At 40.3% G+C, this 23,670-nt stretch carries 23 protein-coding genes and 2 tRNA genes; 15 read left to right on the top strand and 10 right to left on the bottom strand.

Translation table 11 applies throughout. The features are described from left to right. Positions 1–117 precede the first annotated feature (117 nt). From DTOX_RS08005 to DTOX_RS07990, 4 genes are all read left to right on the top strand, one after another. Positions 118–519: a zinc ribbon domain-containing protein gene (locus DTOX_RS08005; protein WP_015757204.1), complete on the top strand. Its 402-nt coding sequence runs from the start codon at positions 118–120 to the stop codon at positions 517–519. Next, positions 512–727, top strand: a complete 216-nt coding sequence (locus DTOX_RS08000) for a hypothetical protein (RefSeq protein WP_042315573.1) — start codon at positions 512–514, stop codon at positions 725–727. Before DTOX_RS08005 ends, DTOX_RS08000 begins: the two co-directional genes overlap by 8 nt. A gap of 106 nt (positions 728–833) precedes the next feature. After that, positions 834–1,562 carry a nitrite/sulfite reductase domain-containing protein gene (locus tag DTOX_RS07995; RefSeq protein ID WP_015757202.1) on the top strand — a complete coding sequence of 243 codons (729 nt, stop codon included), beginning with the start codon at positions 834–836 and terminating at the stop codon, positions 1,560–1,562. Positions 1,563–1,689: 127 nt separating this feature from the next. Then, the gene (locus tag DTOX_RS07990; protein WP_015757201.1) at positions 1,690–2,370 is read left to right on the top strand and encodes a Crp/Fnr family transcriptional regulator; all 681 of its coding nucleotides are present in this window, start codon (positions 1,690–1,692) and stop codon (positions 2,368–2,370) included. Positions 2,371–2,479: 109 nt separating this feature from the next. On the opposite strand, the gene DTOX_RS07985 is transcribed toward DTOX_RS07990, so the two are convergent. Next, positions 2,480–3,223 carry a DUF5683 domain-containing protein gene (locus DTOX_RS07985; RefSeq protein WP_015757200.1) on the bottom strand — a complete coding sequence of 248 codons (744 nt, stop codon included), beginning with the start codon at positions 3,221–3,223 and terminating at the stop codon, positions 2,480–2,482. A gap of 83 nt (positions 3,224–3,306) precedes the next feature. Here DTOX_RS07985 and DTOX_RS07980 point away from each other — a divergent pair, with 83 nt between their 5' ends. The 5 genes from DTOX_RS07980 (at position 3,307) to asnB (ending at position 8,131) form a co-directional block, all read left to right on the top strand. Then, entirely contained in the window at positions 3,307–3,789 is a 483-nt protein-coding gene (locus tag DTOX_RS07980; RefSeq protein ID WP_015757199.1) for a hypothetical protein, read from the top strand. A gap of 501 nt (positions 3,790–4,290) precedes the next feature. Then, positions 4,291–5,073, top strand: a complete 783-nt coding sequence (locus tag DTOX_RS07975; protein ID WP_015757198.1) for a hypothetical protein — start codon at positions 4,291–4,293, stop codon at positions 5,071–5,073. Between the two features lie 4 nt (positions 5,074–5,077). Next, the gene (locus DTOX_RS07970) at positions 5,078–5,443 is read left to right on the top strand and encodes a GntR family transcriptional regulator (RefSeq protein WP_015757197.1); all 366 of its coding nucleotides are present in this window, start codon (positions 5,078–5,080) and stop codon (positions 5,441–5,443) included. Positions 5,444–5,458: 15 nt separating this feature from the next. Then, positions 5,459–6,160, top strand: a complete 702-nt coding sequence (locus tag DTOX_RS07965; RefSeq protein WP_015757196.1) for an ABC transporter ATP-binding protein — start codon at positions 5,459–5,461, stop codon at positions 6,158–6,160. Positions 6,161–6,283: 123 nt separating this feature from the next. Further along, complete coding sequence (asnB, locus tag DTOX_RS07960; RefSeq protein ID WP_015757195.1) at positions 6,284–8,131, top strand: asparagine synthase (glutamine-hydrolyzing); 1,848 nt, start codon at positions 6,284–6,286, stop codon at positions 8,129–8,131. A 185-nt stretch (positions 8,132–8,316) separates the two neighbouring features. Here the strand turns inward: asnB and DTOX_RS07955 are convergent, their stop codons facing one another. The 3 genes from DTOX_RS07955 to DTOX_RS07945 form a co-directional block, all read right to left on the bottom strand. Beyond that, positions 8,317–10,206 carry an IS1634 family transposase gene (locus DTOX_RS07955; RefSeq protein ID WP_015757194.1) on the bottom strand — a complete coding sequence of 630 codons (1,890 nt, stop codon included), beginning with the start codon at positions 10,204–10,206 and terminating at the stop codon, positions 8,317–8,319. A gap of 322 nt (positions 10,207–10,528) precedes the next feature. Further along, the gene (locus DTOX_RS07950) at positions 10,529–11,218 is read right to left on the bottom strand and encodes a reverse transcriptase domain-containing protein (protein WP_015757193.1); all 690 of its coding nucleotides are present in this window, start codon (positions 11,216–11,218) and stop codon (positions 10,529–10,531) included. A 300-nt stretch (positions 11,219–11,518) separates the two neighbouring features. Beyond that, positions 11,519–12,160: a reverse transcriptase domain-containing protein gene (locus DTOX_RS07945; RefSeq protein WP_242652569.1), complete on the bottom strand. Its 642-nt coding sequence runs from the start codon at positions 12,158–12,160 to the stop codon at positions 11,519–11,521. A gap of 745 nt (positions 12,161–12,905) precedes the next feature. Between DTOX_RS07945 and DTOX_RS07940 the strand changes: the two genes are divergently transcribed. The 4 genes from DTOX_RS07940 (at position 12,906) to DTOX_RS07925 (ending at position 16,304) form a co-directional block, all read left to right on the top strand. Then, positions 12,906–13,340, top strand: coding sequence for a MerR family DNA-binding transcriptional regulator (locus tag DTOX_RS07940; RefSeq protein WP_042315571.1), 435 nt, complete (start codon positions 12,906–12,908; stop codon positions 13,338–13,340). Continuing rightward, a complete protein-coding gene (locus DTOX_RS07935) occupies positions 13,297–14,754 on the top strand; it encodes an IS200/IS605 family element transposase accessory protein TnpB (RefSeq protein ID WP_015757191.1) in 1,458 nt (485 codons plus the stop codon). Before DTOX_RS07940 ends, DTOX_RS07935 begins: the two co-directional genes overlap by 44 nt. A 268-nt stretch (positions 14,755–15,022) precedes the next feature. Beyond that, positions 15,023–16,105, top strand: coding sequence for a YedE family putative selenium transporter (gene yedE / locus DTOX_RS07930; protein ID WP_015757190.1), 1,083 nt, complete (start codon positions 15,023–15,025; stop codon positions 16,103–16,105). Then, positions 16,089–16,304, top strand: a complete 216-nt coding sequence (locus DTOX_RS07925) for a sulfurtransferase TusA family protein (RefSeq protein WP_015757189.1) — start codon at positions 16,089–16,091, stop codon at positions 16,302–16,304. Before yedE ends, DTOX_RS07925 begins: the two co-directional genes overlap by 17 nt. Positions 16,305–16,427: 123 nt before the next feature. Here the strand turns inward: DTOX_RS07925 and DTOX_RS07920 are convergent. Continuing rightward, positions 16,428–16,503, bottom strand: a tRNA-Lys gene (locus DTOX_RS07920). 28 nt (positions 16,504–16,531) lie between these two features. Beyond that, positions 16,532–16,607: transfer RNA gene (locus DTOX_RS07915), tRNA-Gln, on the bottom strand. A 219-nt stretch (positions 16,608–16,826) separates the two neighbouring features. Here DTOX_RS07915 and DTOX_RS07910 point away from each other — a divergent pair. Beyond that, positions 16,827–18,254 carry an MFS transporter gene (locus DTOX_RS07910; RefSeq protein WP_015757188.1) on the top strand — a complete coding sequence of 476 codons (1,428 nt, stop codon included), beginning with the start codon at positions 16,827–16,829 and terminating at the stop codon, positions 18,252–18,254. Positions 18,255–18,439: 185 nt separating this feature from the next. Here DTOX_RS07910 and DTOX_RS07905 read toward each other — a convergent pair whose 3' ends face one another. The 4 genes from DTOX_RS07905 to DTOX_RS07890 form a co-directional block, all read right to left on the bottom strand. Next, positions 18,440–19,258: an EFR1 family ferrodoxin gene (locus DTOX_RS07905; protein WP_015757187.1), complete on the bottom strand. Its 819-nt coding sequence runs from the start codon at positions 19,256–19,258 to the stop codon at positions 18,440–18,442. A 303-nt stretch (positions 19,259–19,561) separates the two neighbouring features. Further along, complete coding sequence (locus DTOX_RS07900; protein WP_015757186.1) at positions 19,562–20,752, bottom strand: MFS transporter; 1,191 nt, start codon at positions 20,750–20,752, stop codon at positions 19,562–19,564. 84 nt (positions 20,753–20,836) lie between these two features. Next, on the bottom strand, positions 20,837–21,334 hold the full coding sequence (locus tag DTOX_RS07895) for a DUF2115 domain-containing protein (RefSeq protein WP_015757184.1): 498 nt from the start codon (positions 21,332–21,334) through the stop codon (positions 20,837–20,839). 51 nt (positions 21,335–21,385) lie between these two features. Continuing rightward, positions 21,386–22,039, bottom strand: coding sequence for a DUF3786 domain-containing protein (locus tag DTOX_RS07890; protein WP_015757183.1), 654 nt, complete (start codon positions 22,037–22,039; stop codon positions 21,386–21,388). Between the two features lie 345 nt (positions 22,040–22,384). On the opposite strand from DTOX_RS07890, the gene DTOX_RS07885 reads away from it, so the two are divergent. Beyond that, the gene (locus DTOX_RS07885) at positions 22,385–23,641 is read left to right on the top strand and encodes an MFS transporter (RefSeq protein WP_015757182.1); all 1,257 of its coding nucleotides are present in this window, start codon (positions 22,385–22,387) and stop codon (positions 23,639–23,641) included. Positions 23,642–23,670 lie beyond the last annotated feature (29 nt).

Raw genomic sequence — 23,670 nt, 5'->3', positions numbered from 1 at the left:
AGATTTTAAAAATTATGCTTTAAAATCCATTGTTTTCAATAATTTCTCAGTTTATAATAGAAATATGTTAGAATATAATATATAATGGAAATAATTTAATAGAAAAAGGTGATTTAAGTGAGCATATTTGATAAATTTTCCGAAGGAGCCAAGAATATTACCGAGGGAGCCAAACTCATAGGTAAAAAGTCAGGAGAAATTTTAGAAACAACCAAAACAAGGTTAGAGATATTGAAGCTGGAGAAAGAAATCGACAATAATTTTCAGGCTATTGGCAGCCTGGTCTACAAGAAATTTTTAGGCCAGGAAATCCCGGATTCAGAGGAGGAAATTACCAGGCTATGTTCTTCTATTCGAGATTTAGAAAAGGATATAATGGCTTATAAAACAGAGATTGAAGGAAACAGATTTCAAAACCAAGTGTGCCGGTATTGTGGTCAAAACATAACTGCCGGAGCTAATTTCTGCTCATCCTGCGGCAACAGCACAAAAACTCCGGTTGATGGCTTTGATGAATGAACAGCGTATAAAAATTGGCTCCCAAATACTGCTTTGGCCAGGCGACACCTACCCTAAACACGGTATAGTAAGAAAATTATCCGGCTCCGGACTAACCGTGGAACTCACATATGTACACATTAAAGATCCCAATGGCTTTAAGACAGGAGATCTGGTCAACCTGCCCTGGTCAAAGGTTCGTGTGCATTTTGACAAAGGTTTGGTTTAAAAGGTAGTTCCTTTTAACTTTGCAGCCTTAGCGTATATTTATTCCTCTTTCATAAAACAATAGCCTTGAAATATAAATTGCATTTTTTATGAGGAGGAATTTCCCGGTGAAGACAAAACAGGAAATGCCCAATCAAATGGATCAGCGCTATCACCACATAGATGCTAACCTGGATATGCTGGAAAAAGGTGCTATATTGCAAAAAGACGGTACCTATGCCATAGCACCTCATTTAGCCGGCGGGTTAATCATGGATCCTGATTTGCTGATTAGAATCAGCAATGTTATGAAGAAATACAACATTCCGGCTGTTAAAGCAACTTCTTCCCAACGCCTGGCACTGGTCGGCATTAAAAAGGATGATGTAGATGCAGTTTGGCATGATTTAAAAATGAAACCGGGCGCAGCTATCGGTTTATGTGTTAGAGTAGTAAAATTTTGTCCCGGCAGTACTTTTTGCAGGCGAGGTCAACAGGACGCAATTGGCCTGGGTATGGAAATAGATAAAAAATATCACGGTATGAATTTGCCCAACAAATTCAAAATAGGCATAAGCGGGTGTCCTAATAAATGCATGGATTCTACAATCATTGATTTTGGGGCGATGGGTACTGCTAAAGGTTTTACTGTATACGTTGGAGGAAACGGAGGAGCACGCCCCCGTTTTGCCGACAAGCTTGCAGAAAACCAGCCTCCGGAAAAGGTTATAGAAATTTTAGACAGAGTTGTTGATTACTACAAGAAGGAAGCTCAAACTTACGAGCGAGTCGGCAATATGATTGACCGGATTGGCTTTGACAAGTTTCAGACAGAGGTTGTTCCCCTGCTGCATTAAACATATATATCACTATGACAACAAGAAAGTCGCTTAAAGCGACTTTCTTGTTGTACTTTTCAACACATTTATATAGAATATACAGATAAGAATTGACAGATACCTTGGAGAGAGGTGCAAGAAGATAATGTCGGACAATTTATATTATTTAAAAAACATCCCATTATTTAACGCCCTAAATAACGAACAGCTTAAAGCCATGAATTGCCGGGTTATTGAGCGGGAATATAAAAAAGGGCGAATCATCTTTATGGAAGGTGAACCGGGAGAAGCAATATATTTTCTTAAAGACGGCCTGATTAAGCTTTCAAAACAAACCATCGACGGTAGGGAACATATTCTACACCTGGTACACCCGGGAGATGTCTTTGCTGAGGTAGTAATATTCGACAGCGGAAGTTATCCCGCTACTGCAGAAGTTATTGAGGATGCGTCAGTAGGCTTTATTCGCAATGAAGACATGTTTGCCGTGATTTCCGCTTATTCTGATACAGCAGTAGCCATGTTAAAAATCATGGCCCGCAGGTTAAGGGATGCTCAGGAAAAAGTTATGAATCTGGCCCTAAATGACACAGCCAGACGTTTAGCCCTGGTAATCCTGGGTTTGGCAGAAGAACGGGGGATTCAGAATGCTTCCGGTACTATAATTCCCGTACAATTAACTAATCAAGAGCTGGCTAATTTAATCGGTACATCAAGGGAGACTGTCAGCAGAATCATTAACAGTTTTAAACGCAGCGGTACTATGGAAATTGACCGCCAGCAGATAATCCTCTATAAGAAAGAAAAGCTTCGGGAGTTGTTGTAACTGTCCAAGATATTTCGTGAAAATTTTGAATATAGGATAATTAAGTACTTATCAAACATTCTGTGATTGGCAATCCCAGCAAGCTCATCTACAGAAGATACCTGCTGCATTATGTGTACTGCTTGCTCAGATAGTTTCTTTGTTCTTCAATAAACAATTTATTTATTTCAACAGAATCATTATAGCTATCCCATATGGCAAAACAATATATTGAAGGAAAAAACATTATCCATTGGTAATTAATACCTATACTGGCTTTTTCAAAATTTCCGGTAAAAGTAGCAATAATAGCATCATTCATGTTAGCAAAAGCTATAATCAATACGGTCCATCCGAGTATAATAACACCTTTTATAGCCTTATTATTATATATATGTCCAAAACCTGGCAGCATAGCTGACCAGAAGGTTGCAACCCAAGGATTACTTCTATCAATATAGCTTACACCAATAGACGACATCTTCATGAAAATATACTTGCGATAGTGCTGTTTTCGTTCTAAACGAGCTAACTTGTTATATTCGACACTCCTACGATAGCTGTCAAATACAGAAAAACAAATAACCACACCATAAAAAAGCAGCCAACCAGTGTCTAATACGTTTTGTGCTTTTTCAAACTGCCCGGTGAATGTATATAATATTGCCAGGTTAAGATGGGCTTTGAAATTGATAATAATCTCCCATGCCATTAGAATTATTCCTTGAAAATAAGCTCCCATGCAAAGGTGTCCAAGACCTGGCAAAGCAAGAGACCACCACATAGGCATCCACGGGCTTTTGTTGTGTAATATGGCTATATTCCACTCAGAAATAGCCATCCTTGGAATTCGAACATTCTTATACTGTCCCACATCAAAACCTCCATATATATAACCGTGTCTATTTAGTATAAACTGGTTATAGTTGATTAATACTATCTAAAAAAGGTGACTAAATGACTATATCCATCTTTGGTCTGTTTAAACCTTCCCTTGCCGTGGAGTTATGCTTAAATGCTCTCAAAGAAAATGGGTTTCCTAAAGATACACTATCAATAATAACACTGGACAAAACTAAACCCCAAAAACAAAAAATATTTGATTCCATGTACAGTACAGACGGGATGAGTGTTATGGATGGCATTGCTATTTCCGCATCGATTTGTATGTTATTAGGGGTAATATATGGATCAGTAATCTACATTGGTTCCATCGCAACAGGATTAATAGGAATGATTGGTGGTAGTCTATTAGGTTTTTTATTAGATAAGTCAACAAATATTTGTAGGAAATTTAAAACCAATAAAAGTTCTATAGATAATGAAATTATTATAATTGTACAATGTTCCAATAAAGATGAGGCAAAGCAAATCGAAAATATAATGAACCAACATCAGTCCGTATCCATAGGACGTGGTTTTGGAAAAGTTTCAGATTAAATAAGTGATGCCCATCCATATTCTTTTTAAATACAGGGCTCTGCTTCGACAACGTTATAACATTCATATTTGCAGAAAACCTTGTCAAAACTCAGCTGCTTACCGCCGCACTGACGATCAGTACAAAGATTTCTTCTATTTGTCTCAGGACCCCCGAGCGTTTCTCATACTGGCTTTCTATGGTGGCAGATACTCTTACAGGGTGTCCGCCACTGTCAATTTACTTACCTGACAATATCTCCATAACCAGTTTTAATAAGACTATTATACTCTGTACTGAAGTCATTACATTTACCATCTCTCTCAAGATTTTGGATATCAGAAATGATATTCCTTATAGCAAACTTCGAGACGGTGGTACTGATTCTAGAAATTGCACATTATAATGCAGTGGCCCCACATCTTTTTAATAGTTAAAAACTTGAAAAAATCACTTGACAGCAGTATTATCATAGTGTACTATGTCACTAGTTCATTAATACATTGAGGAGGAATTCTGAAATGAACGAATGGTGGAATTTATTTAAGAAAGAATACCGGATGACCAGAACAACTACTTTTATCAAGCTGGGAATATTGCTTTTTCTCGGTCTATGGGGGCTGAATAGCAATTGGATCCCCCCTGGCGCTATTCTGGCTCCTGCCTTTTTGCTTATCGTATTTGCCGCCTTTTACCCCGCTATTTTTATGTTTAAATACATTAATAAAGAATTCAAGCAAGCACCCCATCTATGGCTGCACTCTCCCCAACCGGCGTGGATGCTGCTGTCTGCCAAATTAGTTGTAGGTTTGGCAGTTATGCTCGCTATATTATTGCTTGATGCAGTATTTATTTATATGTCAATATCCGACCTGCAGCAAACAGGCTTTAGCTCTGCAAATCTGACCTTGTTATTAAGAGACTCCGGCTTTTATTTGCTTTCTGCTATTGTGGGATTTAGCATATATATGGCCTCATGGAGTACTCTGATCATAGTAGTAACTGCCAGTGCCCGTAAAATTCTAGGCCGCTACAAATGGTTAGCAGGATTTGCTGCCTTCTATTTAGGAACATGGGGGGTCGGTAAATTGCAACAAACCTGGTTGTTTGAACGGTTAACTCAGTGGGGAGCCTTTAGAATTAACCTAATAAGCGCTAATAAAATACAATTTGTTAACAATCAACACGGTTTTCCTTTTGGGGGTATACAGATTTATACCGGTCAGATTCTCATTATAGTTATAGCAACTCTGGCACTGTTTGCACTATCTTCCTGGTTAATCGATAAAAAAGTTGAGGTGTGAGCTCATGAGCCAGTCTTTTAATACCACTCAACCTATTTATCTGCAAATAATCCAACGGCTTTGCCGCCAGGTTATTCGCGGTGAATTAGGAAGCGGAGATAAGCTGCCCTCAGTACGTGATCTGGCAGTGCAAATGGGTGTTAATCCCAACACCGCACAGCGTGTCTATGCAGAAATGGAACGCCTTCAGGTCGCCGAAACAAGGCGAGGTTTAGGAACCTTCATAACTGAGAATGAGAGCAGACTTAAACAGCTTAGAGAAGAACTCAAAAAAGAATTAATTAGTAATTTTATTGCTGATATGCAGGAAATGGGTTATATGGATTCTGAAATTGTAGAAGGCGTACGTGAAAACCTAAATAAAGTGTGAAAGAGGTGCATTTTTATGCCTGAAAAAATAATAGAGTTTAATAACGTTTCCAAAAAATATGGCAGGCAGCCGGCCTTAAGCAATATAAATCTCACTCTGCCCCGGGGCAAAATAATTGGGCTGGTTGGACCTAACGGCAGCGGCAAGTCTACTATATTAAAACTAATCGCGGGTCTGGTTCATCCCAGCAGCGGTTCTGTAAAAGTAAATGGCAGAGAAGCTAATCGAAGGATTGCTTCAGAAGTATCTTATCTTTCGGAACTGGATGTTCTTTACAGCTTTTATACGGTAGCTGAAACAATAAGCTTTAATGCAGGCCAATTCGCCGATTTTGATATTAATAAAGCGCAGGAAATGGTTTCCTTTATGCAGTTGGATCCGAATATGAAAGTAAAAAATTTATCCAAAGGAAACAGGGGAAGACTAAAAATCATTTTGTCACTGGCCAGAAGAGCACCATTGATATTAATGGATGAACCGCTGTCGGGGCTGGATCCACTGGTGCGTGATTCCATTATTCAATCTCTGATTTCTTATCTTGACTTAAAACAGCAAACACTGATTATGACTACACATGAAGTAGCGGAAGTTGAACCCCTGTTGGATACGGCAGTAGCTGTAAAAAACGGCCAGATACGTAATATATCTGAGATTGATGATATCCGCAGTCAACAGGGACAGAGTTTAATTGACTGGATGAAACAGCATTTGCTTTAGATATTTTACGGAGCATCTGGGTAAAATGCAAAATAAAATCACTGTATCATATGAATTATGTATTAAAGAAGATTACAAAACTACAAATCAAACTGCTAATCCGAACAATTAGGAGGAGAAAACATGTGTGGGATTACGGGATGGGTTGACTGGGAAAAGGATCTGAGGAATCAGAGTGCTTTAATCGAATCCATGACTAACACATTACAACACCGAGGTCCGGATGCAAAAGGCATCTGGCTATCCTCCAGGGCTGCATTAGGTCATAGACGTCTAATTGTAATCGATCCGGAGGGCGGTTTACAGCCGATGGTTTATACTTCAGGCGAGCATACTTACGCCCTGAACTATAATGGAGAGATTTATAACTTCCGGGAGTTGCGAAAGGAACTTGAGGATCGGGGACATAAATTCTGCTCCCAATCAGACACCGAAGTAGTACTTCGTTCTTACTTAGAATGGGGAGAGAATTGTGTTTGTCATCTAAACGGTATTTTTGCCTTTGGCCTTTGGGATGAATACAGGCAGCAATTGTTTCTGGCAAGGGATCACCTGGGTGTAAAGCCACTGTTCTATGCAAAACGGGGCAGTGCCTTACTTTTTGGTTCAGAACTAAAAGCGCTGCTGGCCCACCCATTGATTAAACCGGAGCTGGATGCAGAAGGCTTAGTGGAAGTTTTAAATGCCTTCCCGCTGCACACTCCGGGTCATGGTGTTTTTCATAATGTTTACGAGCTGCGTCCGGGTCACCGTTTGGTTTGTAATCATAAGGGTGAACACATTAGCCAGTACTGGTCTCTGCTCAGCGCACCTCATACAGATGATCTGGAAACAACCGCCCAGCGAATTCAAGACCTGTTAAAAGATACGGTTGGTCGTCAACTGATAGCAGATGTTCCTGTTGTCACCCTGTTGTCAGGGGGTCTTGACTCCAGCGGACTTACTGCCCTGGCTGCTGGGGAATTTCACAAGGAAGGAAAACAGCTTCATACTTATTCTGTGGATTTTAAGGAAAGCGAGCGGTATTTTGTAACCAGCGCAATACATGAAAGCCTGGACACCCCCTGGGTCAAACATGTTTCCGAATATGTCGGGTCCAAGCATCATACTATAACCCTTGATACACCGGAGCTATTAGACAATCTGCTGGTGCCTATGTATGCTCATGATCACCCGGCATACGGACAGATAGAGACTTCCATGTATCTGCTGTTTAAGGCTATGAAGCAGGACGCCACCGTTGCTTTATCCGGTGAATCAGCTGATGAGGTTTTCGGCGGGTATCAATGGTATAACAATGAGGATTTACTCAATGTGCCTATCTTCCCCTGGATTGCGCAATTTGCAAAAACCAGAGCGGCCGGTGAAATATCCTCCTGGCTCGCGCCTGAGGTTCTGGAAGCAACCAAACCAAGAGAGTATATTGCCAAATTATACCGGGAGGCTCTGACAGAAGTACCGCGGCTTGAGGGCGAGGATACCCTGGCGGCAAAGCGACGCGAGGCATTTTACTTAAATCTGACACGTTTTCTACCCATCATGCTGGACCGTAAAGATAGAATGAGTATGGCCGTTGGCTTTGAAGTTCGGGTACCGTTTTGTGATTATCGTCTGGTGGAGTATGTCTGGAATGTGCCGTGGGAAATGAAAACTGTCGATAGCATTGAAAAAGGCATTTTACGCCGGGCCTTCGCCGGCATTCTGCCGGAAGATGCGAGAAACAGGCGCAAAAGCGGCTATCCCACTTCCCAGCATCCCTCATATGTGCGGGGAGTACGAGAAGCAGTATTACAAATTCTAAATGATGTTAACGCACCAATCAGACCATTTATCAATGTCCCGTTTATTAAAGACATGGTTGAGAACAAACTGCCTGCAATGACACATGCATTCAATGTAAATCCCCTGGAACGTATAATTCAGCTCAATTTCTGGCTTAAAGACTATAAAGTGATTATTCTGGCTATGTAATTTCTGCAATAACCCAAAAGACATCAAGAAAGTCACTTTAAATTTCCTAGAGCATGAAAAAATAATCCGGGAGGTTCTTCTTCCCGGATTATTCTCATTTGAGAGGAAAAACAATCTTAGCCCAAGTTTCGGCTAAACCAAGGTTTAGCCCTTGATTCTGCTGATATCTTATTTTTATCTGGTCACTACAACCTCAATCCTACTATATGATGTTGCCTCTTAAGTGGATCCTTCACGTTCAGGAGACTGTAAATATCTTTGTGTGTTTTTTCTGGCATACCAGACACACGTATATGATGAATAGTATCATTTTCATCAATTAAGATAACTGTTGTACGCTGATGAGTAGAGAGATCTTTACGAATGGTAGACCAGCGCCTTTTATCACCGTTAATTCTTAATTTACGCTCAATACAGATTAGTAAATGGTAGGCTAACACAGAAATAAATAAATGTGCCTCGGTACGTTTAGCAAGCTGATGATGGACCGGTCTAAATCCCAAGTCTGTTTTTAAAGCCCGGAAGGACTCTTCTACTCGATCAAGTGTCATATATAACTGCCAGATTTCCTCGGCTGACAGTTCTCTATGGCTGGTCTCAATAACATAACATCCGGTTAATATAGAACGCTCAGTCCTGGTTGGCTTTTTTTTAAATGTTAAGTTTACAACATTTTTTTGTTCGTTGTCGTATTCCAAAACAATATTGTAATGTGGAGCTATAGATGGATAACGTTCTTTTAGACGGCCAATTCTTTCGGAAACTTTTTCTGCTAATCTAATAGTTTTTTTTGTTACTGAACCTTGCAGCCGGCTAATGTCTTGATTAAAACGTTCCTCTTTAAGGCTATCAATACTAATCTCTTTATTCTCGCGGCCCTCGCTAATACATAGAACTCTGCAGTTTTCTTCTGTATCAATCTTCTTAACATAGACAGATTCAGACAAACTACCTTTTGAGGATATTTTTAACCAGTCACTGTCAGTGCAGCCGTCAATCTTAGCAAATGATTCTTTAGCCTGCTCAAATTCTTTAATATAGTCCTTTTCCGTAGCCCTGCGTTCAATTACAATATAGGGATATTCCTTGTCCTTTAGTATTTGAATATTATCTTTTGTAGCAATACCGCGATCCATTACAATTGTTGGACGCAAGTGGGAAAACAAGTTTTGCTCCTGATCGTAGAGTTCACCAAGGATATCTTGTAGTGTCTGTGGTTCAGACTGATTTCCACTGTAAATTTGACTATGAATAGGAAAACCATGAGCGTCAACCACCAGAGCTAAAGTAACAAGCTGGCAATCAGAGCGGTGCTCTTTTGATTTGCCTTTGTGAGCCAAATTATTATTGAGACAACGCCCCTCAAAATATGTATTGGTTAAGTCATAAAGAAAAACGGTTGTTTCACTGGGAAATAAAAAGGCTTCACGTTCTCTGAGAGAATTTTCGATAGTATCTTTATGTAACAGGAGTTTATCCGCTATTTCATATATAGCATCTTTCCCAATATCACCGAGATCCTCCTGTAATAGTTCCCAAAGGGCGGTTATATTCCTTAACCATCTCCAGCTTTCAATATCGCTGGAGGGCGCAATTAAGCGAGCAATGACTACAGCTTTAGCCAGTGCCAGTTGATGCGGAGTAAAACCACAAGAGATTAATATGGCATTAATGCCTAATTGTTCCCATATAGCATGGGCAACTAACTCAGGTCCAAGTGAACGTGACTCCGTAGTAGCCACGCTTTGAAGATCAACAGTTATCAGTTCGCGATTATGCAATCTTGTAAGCTTGTCTTCTTTCTTAATTTTATTAAACTCATAATGTTCCATTGCCGAATCAGCAACTTTCTCTATTTCATCATCATTCGGAAATAAAGAAGTTTGACCTGCCAGTCTGGCTTCAAGAACTGAAGCGAGCTTGCGCCATTCAGATTTGGGCAAAGAAAGAGTGCCTAAATGCATAACAATGCGCTGACGGGGACCTTTCTCTGTCTGGTAAGATTCGACTAGGCGATGAGTTGTATATTTAGTTCCGGTTTTTTTATTGGTGGTAATATATTCACGTATGTACATGACTTAATTATACACTAACCACAGAAATAATTAAAATAGCTCTTTGAGCTAAATTATTTTTAGGTCACTATTTTGAAAATTCGGCTCAGCGACCTAGCAAAATCAAGGGTTTGCCGAGTCGAAAAGGCCATTTGGGGGGGGATTTAGCATCAAATTAGCGTAGAGTAGATGCGGGCCTTTTGGACCTTAGGAGGCGGTTTATTTTCCCTGTTTCTCCCTGTTTCCTTTGAGAGTGTCACAATATTTGCTCCATAATCCAATTGACCACGCAACCCTCGCAGATCCGTACGTGCCCAATTAAGGCATACGGCTCCTCATGATATTATTTACCTACATAACCAAAGCCCGCTTTCTTATGGTATATATTTATGTATATTTTCGGTTTTGGAATTGGATGTCTTTGAAGAAATAGATTAAATTTATCCCATCCAAAGCTTTTCCTATGACTTCTTCGATTTAACCATTTAAATAAGATTAGATTTGTCTTATAATAAAACGCATCAATCATTGACGAGTTATCCGTAATGCCATAGTACCTATAATATCCATTTAGCTTTACTTTCAATTCATCCATCAAATATTTAATTAGCCAGTTTCTACGAATCTTGATCCATTCTTTGATACGTAAGAGGCTTGCTTTAAATTTCTTCCGACTCGTTTTACGTTTTACTCGAAATTGCCCGTTTCTGCCTTGACTGCAATAATGCGTAAAACCCAGAAAGTCAAATGTCTCGGGTTTAGTTTTGCCATATTTCTTGCACTGCGTGCAGGCAAATCGACCAAATTCTATGATTTTTGTCCTTTCTTCTGCAATCTCAAGGTTGAACTTCTTGAGTCGTTGAATTAATGCCAGATAAAATCTTTCCGCATCTATCTTGTATTGGAAGCAACAAACAAAGTCATCACAGTACCTCACTATATATGCTTCTCTGCGGCAATATTTACGTACAACTCTCTCAAACCACAAATCAAGCGTATAATGCAAGTAGATATTTGCCAATATTGGGGACACCACTCCACCTTATGCAAAGAAAGTTATTATGCAAAGTAAACGACGAAAAGCCTGTCACAAGTAGATACTGGCCCAAATTTACTTTGCATAATATATGTGGCTTCATAACCAAATTAATAGAGAAAATATAACGAATTGCCCTTAATCGCACTGAATAGAGTACTTTACCCGCATTCTAAGTGTAATGTCGACCGTCAGTCGAGATTATTATGCAAAGTAAATCAGGAACTAATGCCCTAAAAATGCGCTTTCAAGACGTTTACTTAGCATAACGCGCTACTTTGCATAAGGAGGTTTATGCTAAGCTTTGCATAATCCACCTTGTGGAGTTCCTTCCGTTGTATCAGAGAATTCTCCTTTATACATAACTCCCGATTTTAGAAGTCGTATAATTAGATGGTGTATATTGGGATCTTTAATGCGATGTCCTATGAACTTCAATAAACACTGGTGATCCACGTGATTAAAGAATCCTTTAATATCCGCATCTACAATATAGTTAATCTTGCTCTTTTCAATTATGTGATTGAGTACTTTTAATGCATCGTGACATCCACGATTTGGTCGAAATCCAAAGGAGCACTCCATAAAATCCGCTTCGTATATAGCATTAAGTATTTTGCTAAGTGCAGCTTGTACTAATTTGTCTTCATAAGCGGGTATCCCTAGAGGCCTCAGCTCCTTTGTTCCAGTTTTAGGTATATAGACTCGCTTTACTGGCTGTGGATGATACGAATGTTGCTTCATTTGTACTACCAAGTCTTGAAGTTTATTTGATAAACTCTCTCCATATTTCTCCTTCATAACTCGGTCAATACCAGATGCCTTGTTTGGATCCATCTCATGATGGCAAATCTCCAGCAATTCCTCATTAATAAGATGCGCCAAAGACGTGAATTGTTCTTTTGGCTTAGCTTTAGCAACGTCAGCTATCTTTGCCAATTTTGTTATCACCTGTTTTTCACCTCTGTGTGTGACAAGTGTGTCCTTGTCAAAGCCAATATCATGTCACTGCCTTCCCTCGATAGGCATTACCCTGTGTCATCGGTACAATATGCAGTGATCCGACTCCCTACGCGCCATTTGACTTCCTCACTTTATATCGCTTGTAGGTCATACTCCTAAGCAGAAGAACACATAGGGTCTCCCGGGTTTCCGTGTTATCATTGTATAGCATGCCTGGCTCTTAGACCCCGAGGAAGTCTCAATACACTCGCCATATCGCGTACCAAGATATAGTTTTCCGGAGTTTCGAAACCGTCAACCTTCCCGTTTGCCCATTACGGGGCTCAATCACATTCAGGCCTACTACCTACCTGTCTACGCTTAACTCTATGAATTACTCCATCAAGTCCAAGACTCGCTACTGGTGACTTGGCTAGAGTCTTACCAGACGGGATTTCCACCCGTTAAAATACACGACCTTGCCCGGCCGCACCGAAACTTGGGTTAGTTAAAATTAGTACTACAACCATATAGCACTAGATTTTTTTAATGTTATCTTTTGCAAATATTATATTATATAACTATTTTTCATATATATTATGAAAGGAATTTCAAATTATTTGTCTAACTAATGTGACTATATCAAATATTACTAAAAAGGAGGTATATAACTGTTACTAGAAAACTAAATTAATATTAAAAAACCTGCTATAATATGATATAATTTTGGCAGGTGATTAGGATGGAAAACTATATAAGTATTGGCAAAGCAGCTAAATATTTAGGGGTTAGTATTAATACTTTACGTGTTTGGGAAAAGAAAAAGATATTAGTTCCAGAAAGAACTCCTACTGGCCATCGCCGCTATAAAATGTCCCAAGTAGAATCCTTTGAGGGCAAAAAATATAGCCGAATTCAAAATACCGTATTTCTCTACGCCAGGGTATCTACGCAAAAACAGGCTGATGCCGGGAATCTTGATCGACAAATAGGAAGGCTTACTGAATATGCATCAAATAACAAATATGCTATTCAGGCTGTTTTTCGTGATATTGCCAGTGGTTTAAATGAAAACCGTGGCGGCAGAGTAGCAAAAAAGCTGTCAAAGGTCATTGAAAGCGAGGTGACTACCAGTGAAGACAACGGCGATGGGAATAATCCTGGAACTGACAGCTAAACAGAAAGAATACATTGATAACCTCATGGATAATTACTGTGCCGCAGTTCGTTGGGCATTTAAAAGACTGCTGGATGGATGGAAAGTACAAGACATTCGTATAACTGTACAAGGAAAGTTCAGACTTAACTCCCGGCAGGCTAACGATGCAGTATATGATGCCCAGACCACAATCAAAAGCCAATATAAATTAGTGCAGATGCACTATGAAAACGCCAAAGCAAAGGTTGAATTTACAGAAAAGCGTATCGCCAAGGCTAAATCGCTGGCTAAGATTGCTAAACTGCAAAAACGGTTAGAAAAGGAACAGCGTAAACTGGCCTTCTGGCAAAATCACCTGGATAACAATACTTTTCCGCCTGTTGTATTCGGAGGAAAGAAGCTCTTTCAAGAACGCTGCAAAGGTAATATTACCAGAGAAGAGTGGCAGGAAGTCAGAAGTAACCGTTATCTATCACGGGGAGATAAAACCAAAGGCGGCAACCTAAATACCCGCATATACGAAGACCAAGACCAAATCCATCTTGATATAGCTGCCGACCCGGTACAGAAAGGGAAATCCGTTCGCTATAACCGCATAACGGTGCCGATTTATTTAGCTCAAAAGCCATCGAAAAAGACCGGCAAGATTAACGGTATCAACTACCGGCAAATGGTTTTGGATTATCTTAAAACAGGCAGTGCCTATCAGGTAGAAATCCTCCGCAGAGACGGGAAATATTACGTCCATGTGAGTATTGAAGAAGAAGTTCCGATGCCATATAACCATAAGGGTGCATTTGGCATAGACACCAATCCGGACGGATTAGGCGTAACCCAGGTAGACTGTCTGGGGCAATACCGGGGCAGTGAATGGCTTGTCCAAGGCGAATGGACTTATGCCAGAACAAACCGGAGAAATAACCAGACCTGCGAAGTGGCTAAGAAAGTGATCCTCCGGGCTAAAGAAAAAGGTTACGCCCTGGCGGTAGAGGACTTGAAGTTTAAAAATGACAAGTCCGTAACGGCCAAGTTTAACCGAATGAGTCACAGTTTTGTCTGGTCGAAGTTTCTAAAAGCAGTTGACCGGTGTGCTGCCCGTGAGGGAGTGCCGATATTAAAGGTAAAACCGGCTTTTACTTCGGTCATAGGCATCCTAAAATACCAGCACATGTACGGCATAGCTGTTCACGAAGCGGCAGGCTATGTCATAGCCCGGCGTGGCTTGGGCTTTGATCATGAGAAGATACCCAAGATGTTGCTTGATAAACTGGTTAAAAAGAAACCTGAATTTAAACAAATGGCAAATTGGAAACAATGGTCGGCAGTTAAAAAGTCTGTGCTGGCCAAGATTAAAAAAATCACGAAAAGGAAGAAGGTGAATAGCCTGGTTTCATGGCAGATTCACCGGAAAAATGTGTTAGGTATAGGTTAATCCCTTTGCTATAAATTTTGCAGGCGGCACAGTACACGCAGCGAAAGGCTGTTGCCGCAAGTCGGAACCCAGGCGGAGGTAACACCTTCTCCGGGTAGTACACTCGCTTTAAGCAGTGGCGCGGAAACTCTTTTAGAGGAGACCACCCGGAACATAGGCGAGAGCCTATGGCCTAGCAGTTGAATCCCGTGACACTGCCACCCGTTTGTCGGACGGGTGAAAAAACTACTTGTAGTTTTTAGTAGGTTTTAGAAACCAGGGTGAAAACTTGAACAACAAAAGATTAATGGTTATCCTTACCGGTGGAGTACTGGGTTTACTGGCAGTAGTACTGGTTAAATACGGCAACCCACCCAATATGGGTTACTGTATCGCATGCTTTCTAAGAGATATCAGCGGCGGCTTAGGTTTACACCGTGCTGATACCGTCCAATATTTTAGACCTGAAATATTCGGACTTATCTTGGGCGCATTTATCACAGCTCTACTTACTAAGGAATTTAAGGCCACAGGTGGTTCCAGCCCAATCATCAGGTTTACCTTAGCTTTTACGGGCATGATAGGCATGCTGGTATTTTTGGGATGTCCTGTACGCGCAGTACTCAGATTAGCAGGCGGAGATTTAAACGCAGCAATCGGCATACTTGGTCTGATTGCCGGAGTGGCAGTTGGAATTCAATTTTTAAAGAACGGCTTCACTTTAGGCAGAAGCCTCCCTATCAATAAAGCAAACGGGTATATTTATCCTCTTACTGCCGCAGCTATGTTAGTTTTAGTCTTTGCAGGAGCAAATTTTCTTTTTTACAGCACAAAAGGACCTGGCAGTATGCACGCACCTTTGCTTCTTTCAACTATTGCCGGTCTAATTGTGGGAGTTTTGTCCCAGCGCTCCAGGTTTTGCATGATTGGCGGTATTCGTGACTTCATCTTATTCAGAGATACCCACCTGCTTTATGGTTTCTTATCTTTATTAATAGTAGCTTTTATCGGTAATATGGTCTTAGGCAGTGTAAAATTCGGTTTTGCCAATCAGCCTATTGCCCATAGCGACGGCTTGTGGAATTTTCTTGGTATGATGCTGGCCGGTTGGTCTTCAGTGCTCCTGGGAGGATGCCCGCTGCGCCAGTTAATTGCCGCAAGCGAAGGCAACACAGATTGTGCCATTACTATAGTGGGTCTTATACTTGGGGCTGCCATAGCCCACAACTTCGGCTTGGCTGCCAGTCCTCAAGGTGTTCCTCTTGCCGGACAATACGCTACAATTATCGGGCTGGCAACGGTTTTTGGAATCAGTTTCTTTACCTGTACCCAGGCTCTCACAGGAGGTGTAAAAGTTGGCTCAACAAATTGACGCCCGCGGCCTGCTCTGTCCGGAACCGGTTTTACGAACAAAAAAAGAAATAGACAGGATAAAAAATGGTATATTTACAGTAATTGTAGATAATAACCCGGCCAAAGAAAATATCAGCCGCTTAGCTAAAAACAGCGGCTGGTCTGTAAATATATCCGATAATGGAAACGATGAGTATGTTTTGGAGTTGTCTAAATAACTGCCGCTGATGATTACTCATACTTCATCAAAACAAGAAATCCGTATCAAAAAAATGATACGGATTTCTGAGTTTATTATGTTTGCAGAAACACTATAAACAGTGATGCATAAAAAATCTCTTTGGTGGGCCATGAGGGAATCGAACCCCCAACCTGACGATTAAGAGTCGCCTGCTCTACCAGTTGAGCTAATGACCCCAAAATCACATAAAATGTATTAAAAAATTGGCTGGGGCAGCTGGATTCGAACCAACGAAATGCCGGAGTCAGAGTCCGGTGCCTTACCGCTTGGCGACGCCCCAACGTAAATTCATTATTTTCCCTGTTCAGCATGAAGATCTTCTATCAATATATTGCATTATAACATAACCTTAATTCATATTGCAAATAACTTTTCATCATATTGAAATCATCAATTATTGCTGCAGTAACTTCCTGATTGCACTGAATAATTGTAAGCATACTACATTTGTGTTATTCTATTTATATCTATTGTACAATTGACAGGGAGGGTCTTTTCCTTGCATCATAGTGATTCCACTCCTAACCCTAAACGCTGGCTCATCCTCTTTGCTGTCATGACCGGCAGCGTTATGGGACCTATTGATGGCAGTGTCGTAAATGTTGCTTTGCCGACTTTTGCAAAAGCATTCAACGCCGGCCTGCACACAGTTGGCTGGATTTCCATGTCATATCTTCTGGTTTTAGGAAGTTTAATTTTAACTTACGGTCGTTTAGGTGATATGTATGGTTACCGAAAAATCTTTTTAACAGGTATACTTATTTTTACATTATCATCAGCTGTCTGCGCCTTAGCCCCAAATATCTGGACCCTTATAGCTTTTCGGGCTGTCCAGGCAGTTGGCGCGGGCATGTTTATGGCAATAGGACCCGCCATTATTACTTCAGTTTTTCCCCCTCATGAAAGGGGTAGGGCCCTGGGGACCAACGGCATGATTGTGGCAATCGGTCTGGCTCTGGGTCCCACTTTGGGTGGTTTCTTGTTAAACCGGTTTGGCTGGCCATCCATTTTTGCCATAAATATCCCGATAGGTATTCTTAGCTATATTTTTTGTCTTAAGGTAATACCGCCCTACAGAGATTTAAAACCGCAAAAATTTGATATAGCAGGGGCAATCCTGGGATTTATATCACTTGGGGTATTTTTGCTTTTTGCCAGTTACGGCGAGGAGTGGGGTTGGGCATCGAAATTAACAATACTATCATTTATAGTTTTTTCTGTGAGCGGCTGGGCATTTATTAGACTTGAGCTTCGGGTTGAACAGCCAATGCTAGATTTATCTTTATTCCAAAATAAAGTTTTCTCTGCTGCCAATTTTGCCGCACTAATGAACTTTGTATCCCAATCAGCTATGATTTTTTTGCTGCCGTTTTATATGCAGCAAGTTCTGCATTTTAACTCCGAATATATTGGTTTAATTTTAACCGTTTCCCCCTTGACGGTCTTATTATTAGCAAGAATCAGCGGTACTTTATCTGACCGGCTAGGTACTCGCTGGCTGGCTTTTACAGGACAATCGATTGTTTGCGCAGCCCTCTTTTTAATGTCTGGATTAACAGCAAACTCACATACAATTGATATTGTTTGGCGGCTGTTTCTTTTCGGACTTGGCATTGGCATTTTTCAATCTCCCAATAACAGCGCTGTAATGGGCAGCGTTCCCAGACACAGGTTGGGAATAGGCTCCGGGGTACTGGCTACTGTACGAAATGTCGGAATGGTGATGGGAATTGCCGTCAGCAGTGCCATAGTGACTATTCATACTTCCGGTAATGCTTCCGCAAACATTGCTAATTTCATGGTCGGTCTAAAGACTGCCTATTGGGTTAGCGCATTGTTAGCTGCCAGCGGTGCTATGACCTCTTTGATACGCAGTGATAATATAATTCAGGAAAAGCCAAAATACCAGGAAGATAATCCCTCTTAAAACCACAATATTTAATCATTTCTACGGTATAGAGAATTAATAATAGCCTAATCATACCTTCTTATCGAGGTAGTTAGGCTATTTTAGTATCATATAATAATCTTAGCCGAGTGAATGGCGCACATTATTTTCTATCAGCATCTTATTTCTGCTGTCTGGGCTGTCAGTTCATTGATTAGGCTATATTATAAAAATAATTCCGGTTCTCTTCGACTAGCAAACTCAACTTCTAATTCGTACTTATGTCTTAAATAGTCTTTATCATCAAAATACTTTGCTTCAGTCGGACAGCTTTTGATGCAAGCACAACATTTAATACAAATTCCATTCAATTTTGATACATCCTCGTAATCAATTGATCCCATAGGACAAACACTGGCACAGACTTTACAATCAGTACAATTACTATTTGTTTTTGGAGTTACCTTTCTGATGTCTACAGGCACACCGTTTTCATTTTTGGGCGTATAGTATTTTCCATAAGGTTTATTTCCTTTGACAACTACAGTTTGAATATCATCTTCACTGGTTATTTTAGCATATATTTTATGGGCAAAATCACTTACTATAGCCATATCTTTTTCATCAGGCCTGTTTTGGGCAAGAGTTTTAGAAAATGAATGTTCCCCTATAAATGCCCCTGCCGCAATAACTTTAAAACCGTTTGATTCAAGAATATCTTTTAATTCTATGGCGGCATCGTCATAATTTCTGTTCCCATAGACAACTATAGAAATCGCTAACGCACCATTTCCCGAAATAGAATTTAAATATTTCAGCAATACATTAGGAACTCTTCCTGCAATAACCGGAGTTCCTATTACAACAACATCTTTTCCTGTAAAAGCTACTGATTCTTTTCTAACTTCCGGCAACGTAAAATCAATATTATTTATAGTTACTTCCCCATTAATATTTTCTGATATTTTCTGTGCTATTCCGGATACTACTTTTTTCGTTGTACCCGTAGGACTAAAATACATTGCACTTATTTTCTTATTCAAGCTAAGACCTCCCAGGATGAAATATTCTATAATTATATTTTATCACTCATTCTTATAATTACAAGCACGCCCAAAAAGTAAATAATTTCGTCAAAATAACGGAATAGCAAATATTCTTTTTGAAATTAATTTTTTATCCTTCGCAGAAATATTTTAACATTTTACTAATCGCCGGCGAGGTCTGTTTATTTTGCAGGAACTAAAATCCTCGGTAAGGGCCTTCAATTCGCAATAAAAATCAATATAAAGTTTAGGTTAACGTTTGTTGCAATTCCTTTGATTCAACCCAAAGCTGACGGCTTCTTAATCAGCGAGCATCCTTTCCCTGCCCGGCAAAAAAAAGGACATTAGCAATCCTATTAACGGAAAAATAATCATTACGTGAAATACCATTGGCAGTCCCCAGTGATCGGCCACCCACCCTAAAAAGGTAGTGCCTACTCCACCCATACCAATAGCAAAACCCAGCATCAGACCCGAGGCCAATCCCACATTTTGGGACAACAATTCTTGTCCGAACACAACTGTCAGCCCAAAAGTTGAAATTACCGCAAACCCGATTAAAAATACCAGTACGGGCACCCAAAAACCGCTTGAATACAGGAAAAGAAACAACAGGACTATGATTAAAGCCATAGACCCAATGATTATATTTTTAAAACCCCACCGGTCGGCAGCAGGCCCACCTGCCAGAGTACCTAATGCCCCAGCAAAAAGAAATATCGAAGTGAGCGTAGCCGCATAAGCCTCACTTTGATGCAGGTATTGCACATAGTACTGAGGCAAAAAGGTAACCAGTCCCAGATGAACCCATGAACGCATTATTACCACCAGAACAAGCAAAACCACAGATACAATCACATTTTTATCATACCGGAAGACACCGCCACCGGAAACATGGGTTTTCTTATTTTCGTGAACCACCCGGGTTGAAACCTGTTTTTCAGTAATAGCAGAGAGATTGGCCCAGAGCAGCATGGCCATAAAGCCGTTAAGCAATAAAAAAGACAGCGTTCCCTTTAGTCCCGCCAAACTAATAAACAAACTGGCCAGCAGAGGACCCGCGGCAAAACCAAAATTACCACCCACAGAGAACCAGGACATGCCCAGAGCCTTACTGGAACCACTGGCATAGCGAGTAAATTTTGAGGCCTCCGGGTGATAGGCGGCTACACCCAGACCACTGGCCAGTGCTGCCAGAAATAAAGCCGCGTAACTAGTGCTATAACCTGTATAGGACACACCCATCCCGGCCAGCAGGCAGCCCAGTGGTATCAGCCAGACAGCCCGGAAACGGTCACTGAGGATGCCAAAAACCGGCTGCACTACAGAAGAACTGACATTTGAAGCCAGCATAATCATTCCAACCTGCATTTGGCTAAGTGCGAAAACCGGCTGCAGGAAGGCCAGAATAATCGGCAGAGCTCCTTGAGTGATATCCGTTACAGCATGCCCGGTACCTAACAAGGCCAGTGCCTTTTTATTCATTTTCATTTACGAGCAACCTTCTCTCTATTTAATAGGTAAACGTTTTTTAATGCAACAGACATATCAGTAATATCTGTTATCACAATATATTTATAAATCTTCATAAATCTCACTGATATCCCTGCTTGCACAATATTTGCATAGTGAAAAAGCAGTGCGCAACTGCTTGTTTTTCATGGGACAATAAAATTTGTTATCTTTTTCTACTATTTTCTGACCTCCAACAAAGAGCATACCCGGAGGATGCAGGGGTTTCTTGACAATGAAAGCTAAATATGTAGATACAATTAGTATATATGTCTTTAAGTCAGCCAGACCAGGCGCATTTTCATCCATATACTTTTCTATTCGGAAGGTAAAATCATTGAGTGTATCACTATCAATATCCTCTAAGATGTCAATTCTATCCCTGCTCTTTATTTCCAGAAAAGTCTCAAGATTGTACCTGGCAACCAAACGCGAGACATATTTTAACCTGTCAGTATGCTGTGGCTCCTGCTCACCAGGCGCGCTTCTTTGAATAATTTCCTCTGTGGAGAAATACTCGGCTTTCTTTTTTATCAAATCAAGCAATTTGCGGTTATTCATACCTGCCTCCCATCCCGTTCTGTATAACTTCTTAATAACAGTAACAATCAACTATTTCTTATACATCATATCATACTGTTTAATCAAAAACTGCGAGATGAGCATACACGTTACTGCTATTGCCTCCGCATCAAGATAATGATTGGCATTGGCGTCAAAAAGGATGTTTGCTGAACCTCCTATTTCCTCATCTTTTAGCCAGAGCTTAACTGTCACCGGGAACCTGGGAAAAAATTCGAACACAGCACAAATATCCGCTTTATCCTCAAGCCTGGCACCAAATACCCGGCAAACATTTTTGATTTGTTCAGCAGGCTCTGAAGAAAACTTTTGTATTAACAAATTAACGCTTTCCCGTAAAAAGGCAGGATAAAATACATGTCCATTTTCCAATTCACGATATGAAACTAATTGACCGGTCAAGTGAGCATTATCAGCCCGGAACAAGTAGTTAAGTATTATAATGCGCCAACCCAAAACCGGACAATAGTCTGTCCCATTGAAAACTATTTTTCCTTCAGGAAGTTTTACACTTACTGACTGTCCCAAACTGTTCAGAGTAATAGTTGAATGTTCTGTTTCAAATACTGCGCCGCTGTTTTTCGCTATTCCCTCAAAATCTTTTAAGATAAGCTTTTTTAGGCAGTGCTCGGTAGCCGACCGGTAGGGACCGGCTTCTTCCTTTCCAATCATGTATGGAAACACAAGATCACTCCTTATTAATGTTATATTCATCGGACATAAGTGCATATGCACATATTAAATTAAATCAAAGCTTCAGTCAATATAATTAATGAGAGTATATACACATAATCAATTCGTGTCAACAGGAAATAACAATTCTTAATGTTTACCAAGCAACGCATACAATCCATAAAATTGTCACAAATAAAAAAGCATAAGATTACCCCTGTTGATATAAGATAAGTTGCATAAATTTTTCTTTACAAGGTAAACATTATGTTTTAGATTTAATTACAAAATCTCTTTGCTCAACATGTTTTATATTTACGAGTCATCCCTGAAAGATAAACGAAAGCGGCGATTAAAATGATCAAAGAAGGTATTGCAGTAAATTTTAAAAACACCTTCCCTGCCCTGGCCAATGAAAATTTCCGCTATTTCTGGCTCGGCCAGTGTATTTCGTTTCTGGGTACATGGATGCAGCGGGCGGCTCAACAGTGGTTAGTATATACAATAACAAAATCAGCCTTATTACTGGGAGTTTTGGGTGTAGCACAATTTTCACCTATTCTATTATTTTCACTCTTTGCCGGTGTGTTTGTCGACAGGTACCCCAAGAAAAAAATTATTCTAATCACACAAACAGCCCTAATGCTGCAATCTTTTTTATTGGCTTTATTGGTATGGACAGGGCATGTCAGGTACTGGCAAGTTTTATTTCTGGCCACAATAATGGGATTGGCCAACACGCTGGATATGCCGGCCAGACAGTCATTCTTTATCGATCTTGTGGGAAAAAAGGACCTAACTAACGCTATTGCTTTAAATTCTGCTATAGTTAACCTAGCCAGAATAACCGGTCCGACAATAGCCGCATTATTAATGGCTAATTTTGGCGCCAGCTTCTGCTTTTTATTTAATGCCGTCAGTTTTATACCTGCAATAATAGGTCTGAATCTGGCAAAGCCAATAACAAACGACAGTAATAGTATTCCTAAAAAACAAGAGAATGTGTTTGCCAGTATCATTGAGGGTCTTAAATACATTTTATCTAAGCCGATATTATTAATCGCAGTTGCGGTCATGCTGGCAGTAGGCACCTTTGCCATGAATATGGAAGTTATCTTTCCCGTTTTTGCTGATAAGGCCCTGCATAAAGGGGTGCACGGATATGGTTTTCTTTTATCTGCCAACGGTTTAGGCTCACTTGCAGGCTCATTTTGGATGGCAGCTAGATCTAAAATGGGACCCAGTATAAAATACTTATTTATTAGTTCTCTTATACTATCACTTTTACTCATAACAATAAACTTCATCCACTTCTATATATTGACACTAATTATTAGCGCAGTATTAGGTTTTTCCAGTATTATTTTCATGATGACAGTTAACTCTACTATCCAGCTAAACACAAACAACCGCTACCGGGGTCGAATCATGAGCGTTTACACACTGGCTTTTGCCGGAACAACTCCCTTAGGCAATCTTTTCGCCGGAAGTATCACAGAGAAATACGGGCCGGGAATTGGTTTTTTGATGTGCGGCGCAGTTACGGGCATACTGGTTCTGTTTATTATGATCATAAGCCTTATCGGATTGAAAAGGGATCAGTTGGAAGATTGAAAAGAATAGCAATCGAATTAAAGCATATC

Origin of the sequence: Desulfofarcimen acetoxidans DSM 771 (assembly GCF_000024205.1) — a bacterium.
In the GTDB taxonomy this organism is placed as follows: Bacteria; Bacillota; Desulfotomaculia; order Desulfotomaculales; family Desulfofarciminaceae; genus Desulfofarcimen; species Desulfofarcimen acetoxidans.
The sequence above is the reverse complement of the archived record's forward strand: the minus strand, read 5'-3'. Positions and strand labels throughout refer to the sequence as shown.

Coding starts and splice junctions, on each gene's coding strand:
- DTOX_RS08000 (WP_042315573.1), top strand. CDS start 512: ATGAATGAACAGCGTATAAAAATTGGCTCCCAAATACTGCTTTGGCCA.
- DTOX_RS07990 (WP_015757201.1), top strand. CDS start 1,690: ATGTCGGACAATTTATATTATTTAAAAAACATCCCATTATTTAACGCC.
- DTOX_RS07980 (WP_015757199.1), top strand. CDS start 3,307: ATGACTATATCCATCTTTGGTCTGTTTAAACCTTCCCTTGCCGTGGAG.
- DTOX_RS07975 (WP_015757198.1), top strand. CDS start 4,291: ATGAACGAATGGTGGAATTTATTTAAGAAAGAATACCGGATGACCAGA.
- DTOX_RS07970 (WP_015757197.1), top strand. CDS start 5,078: ATGAGCCAGTCTTTTAATACCACTCAACCTATTTATCTGCAAATAATC.
- DTOX_RS07965 (WP_015757196.1), top strand. CDS start 5,459: ATGCCTGAAAAAATAATAGAGTTTAATAACGTTTCCAAAAAATATGGC.
- asnB (WP_015757195.1), top strand. CDS start 6,284: ATGTGTGGGATTACGGGATGGGTTGACTGGGAAAAGGATCTGAGGAAT.
- DTOX_RS07955 (WP_015757194.1), bottom strand. CDS start 10,206: ATGTACATACGTGAATATATTACCACCAATAAAAAAACCGGAACTAAA.
- DTOX_RS07940 (WP_042315571.1), top strand. CDS start 12,906: ATGGAAAACTATATAAGTATTGGCAAAGCAGCTAAATATTTAGGGGTT.
- DTOX_RS07900 (WP_015757186.1), bottom strand. CDS start 20,752: ATGAAAATGAATAAAAAGGCACTGGCCTTGTTAGGTACCGGGCATGCT.
- DTOX_RS07895 (WP_015757184.1), bottom strand. CDS start 21,334: ATGAATAACCGCAAATTGCTTGATTTGATAAAAAAGAAAGCCGAGTAT.
- DTOX_RS07885 (WP_015757182.1), top strand. CDS start 22,385: ATGATCAAAGAAGGTATTGCAGTAAATTTTAAAAACACCTTCCCTGCC.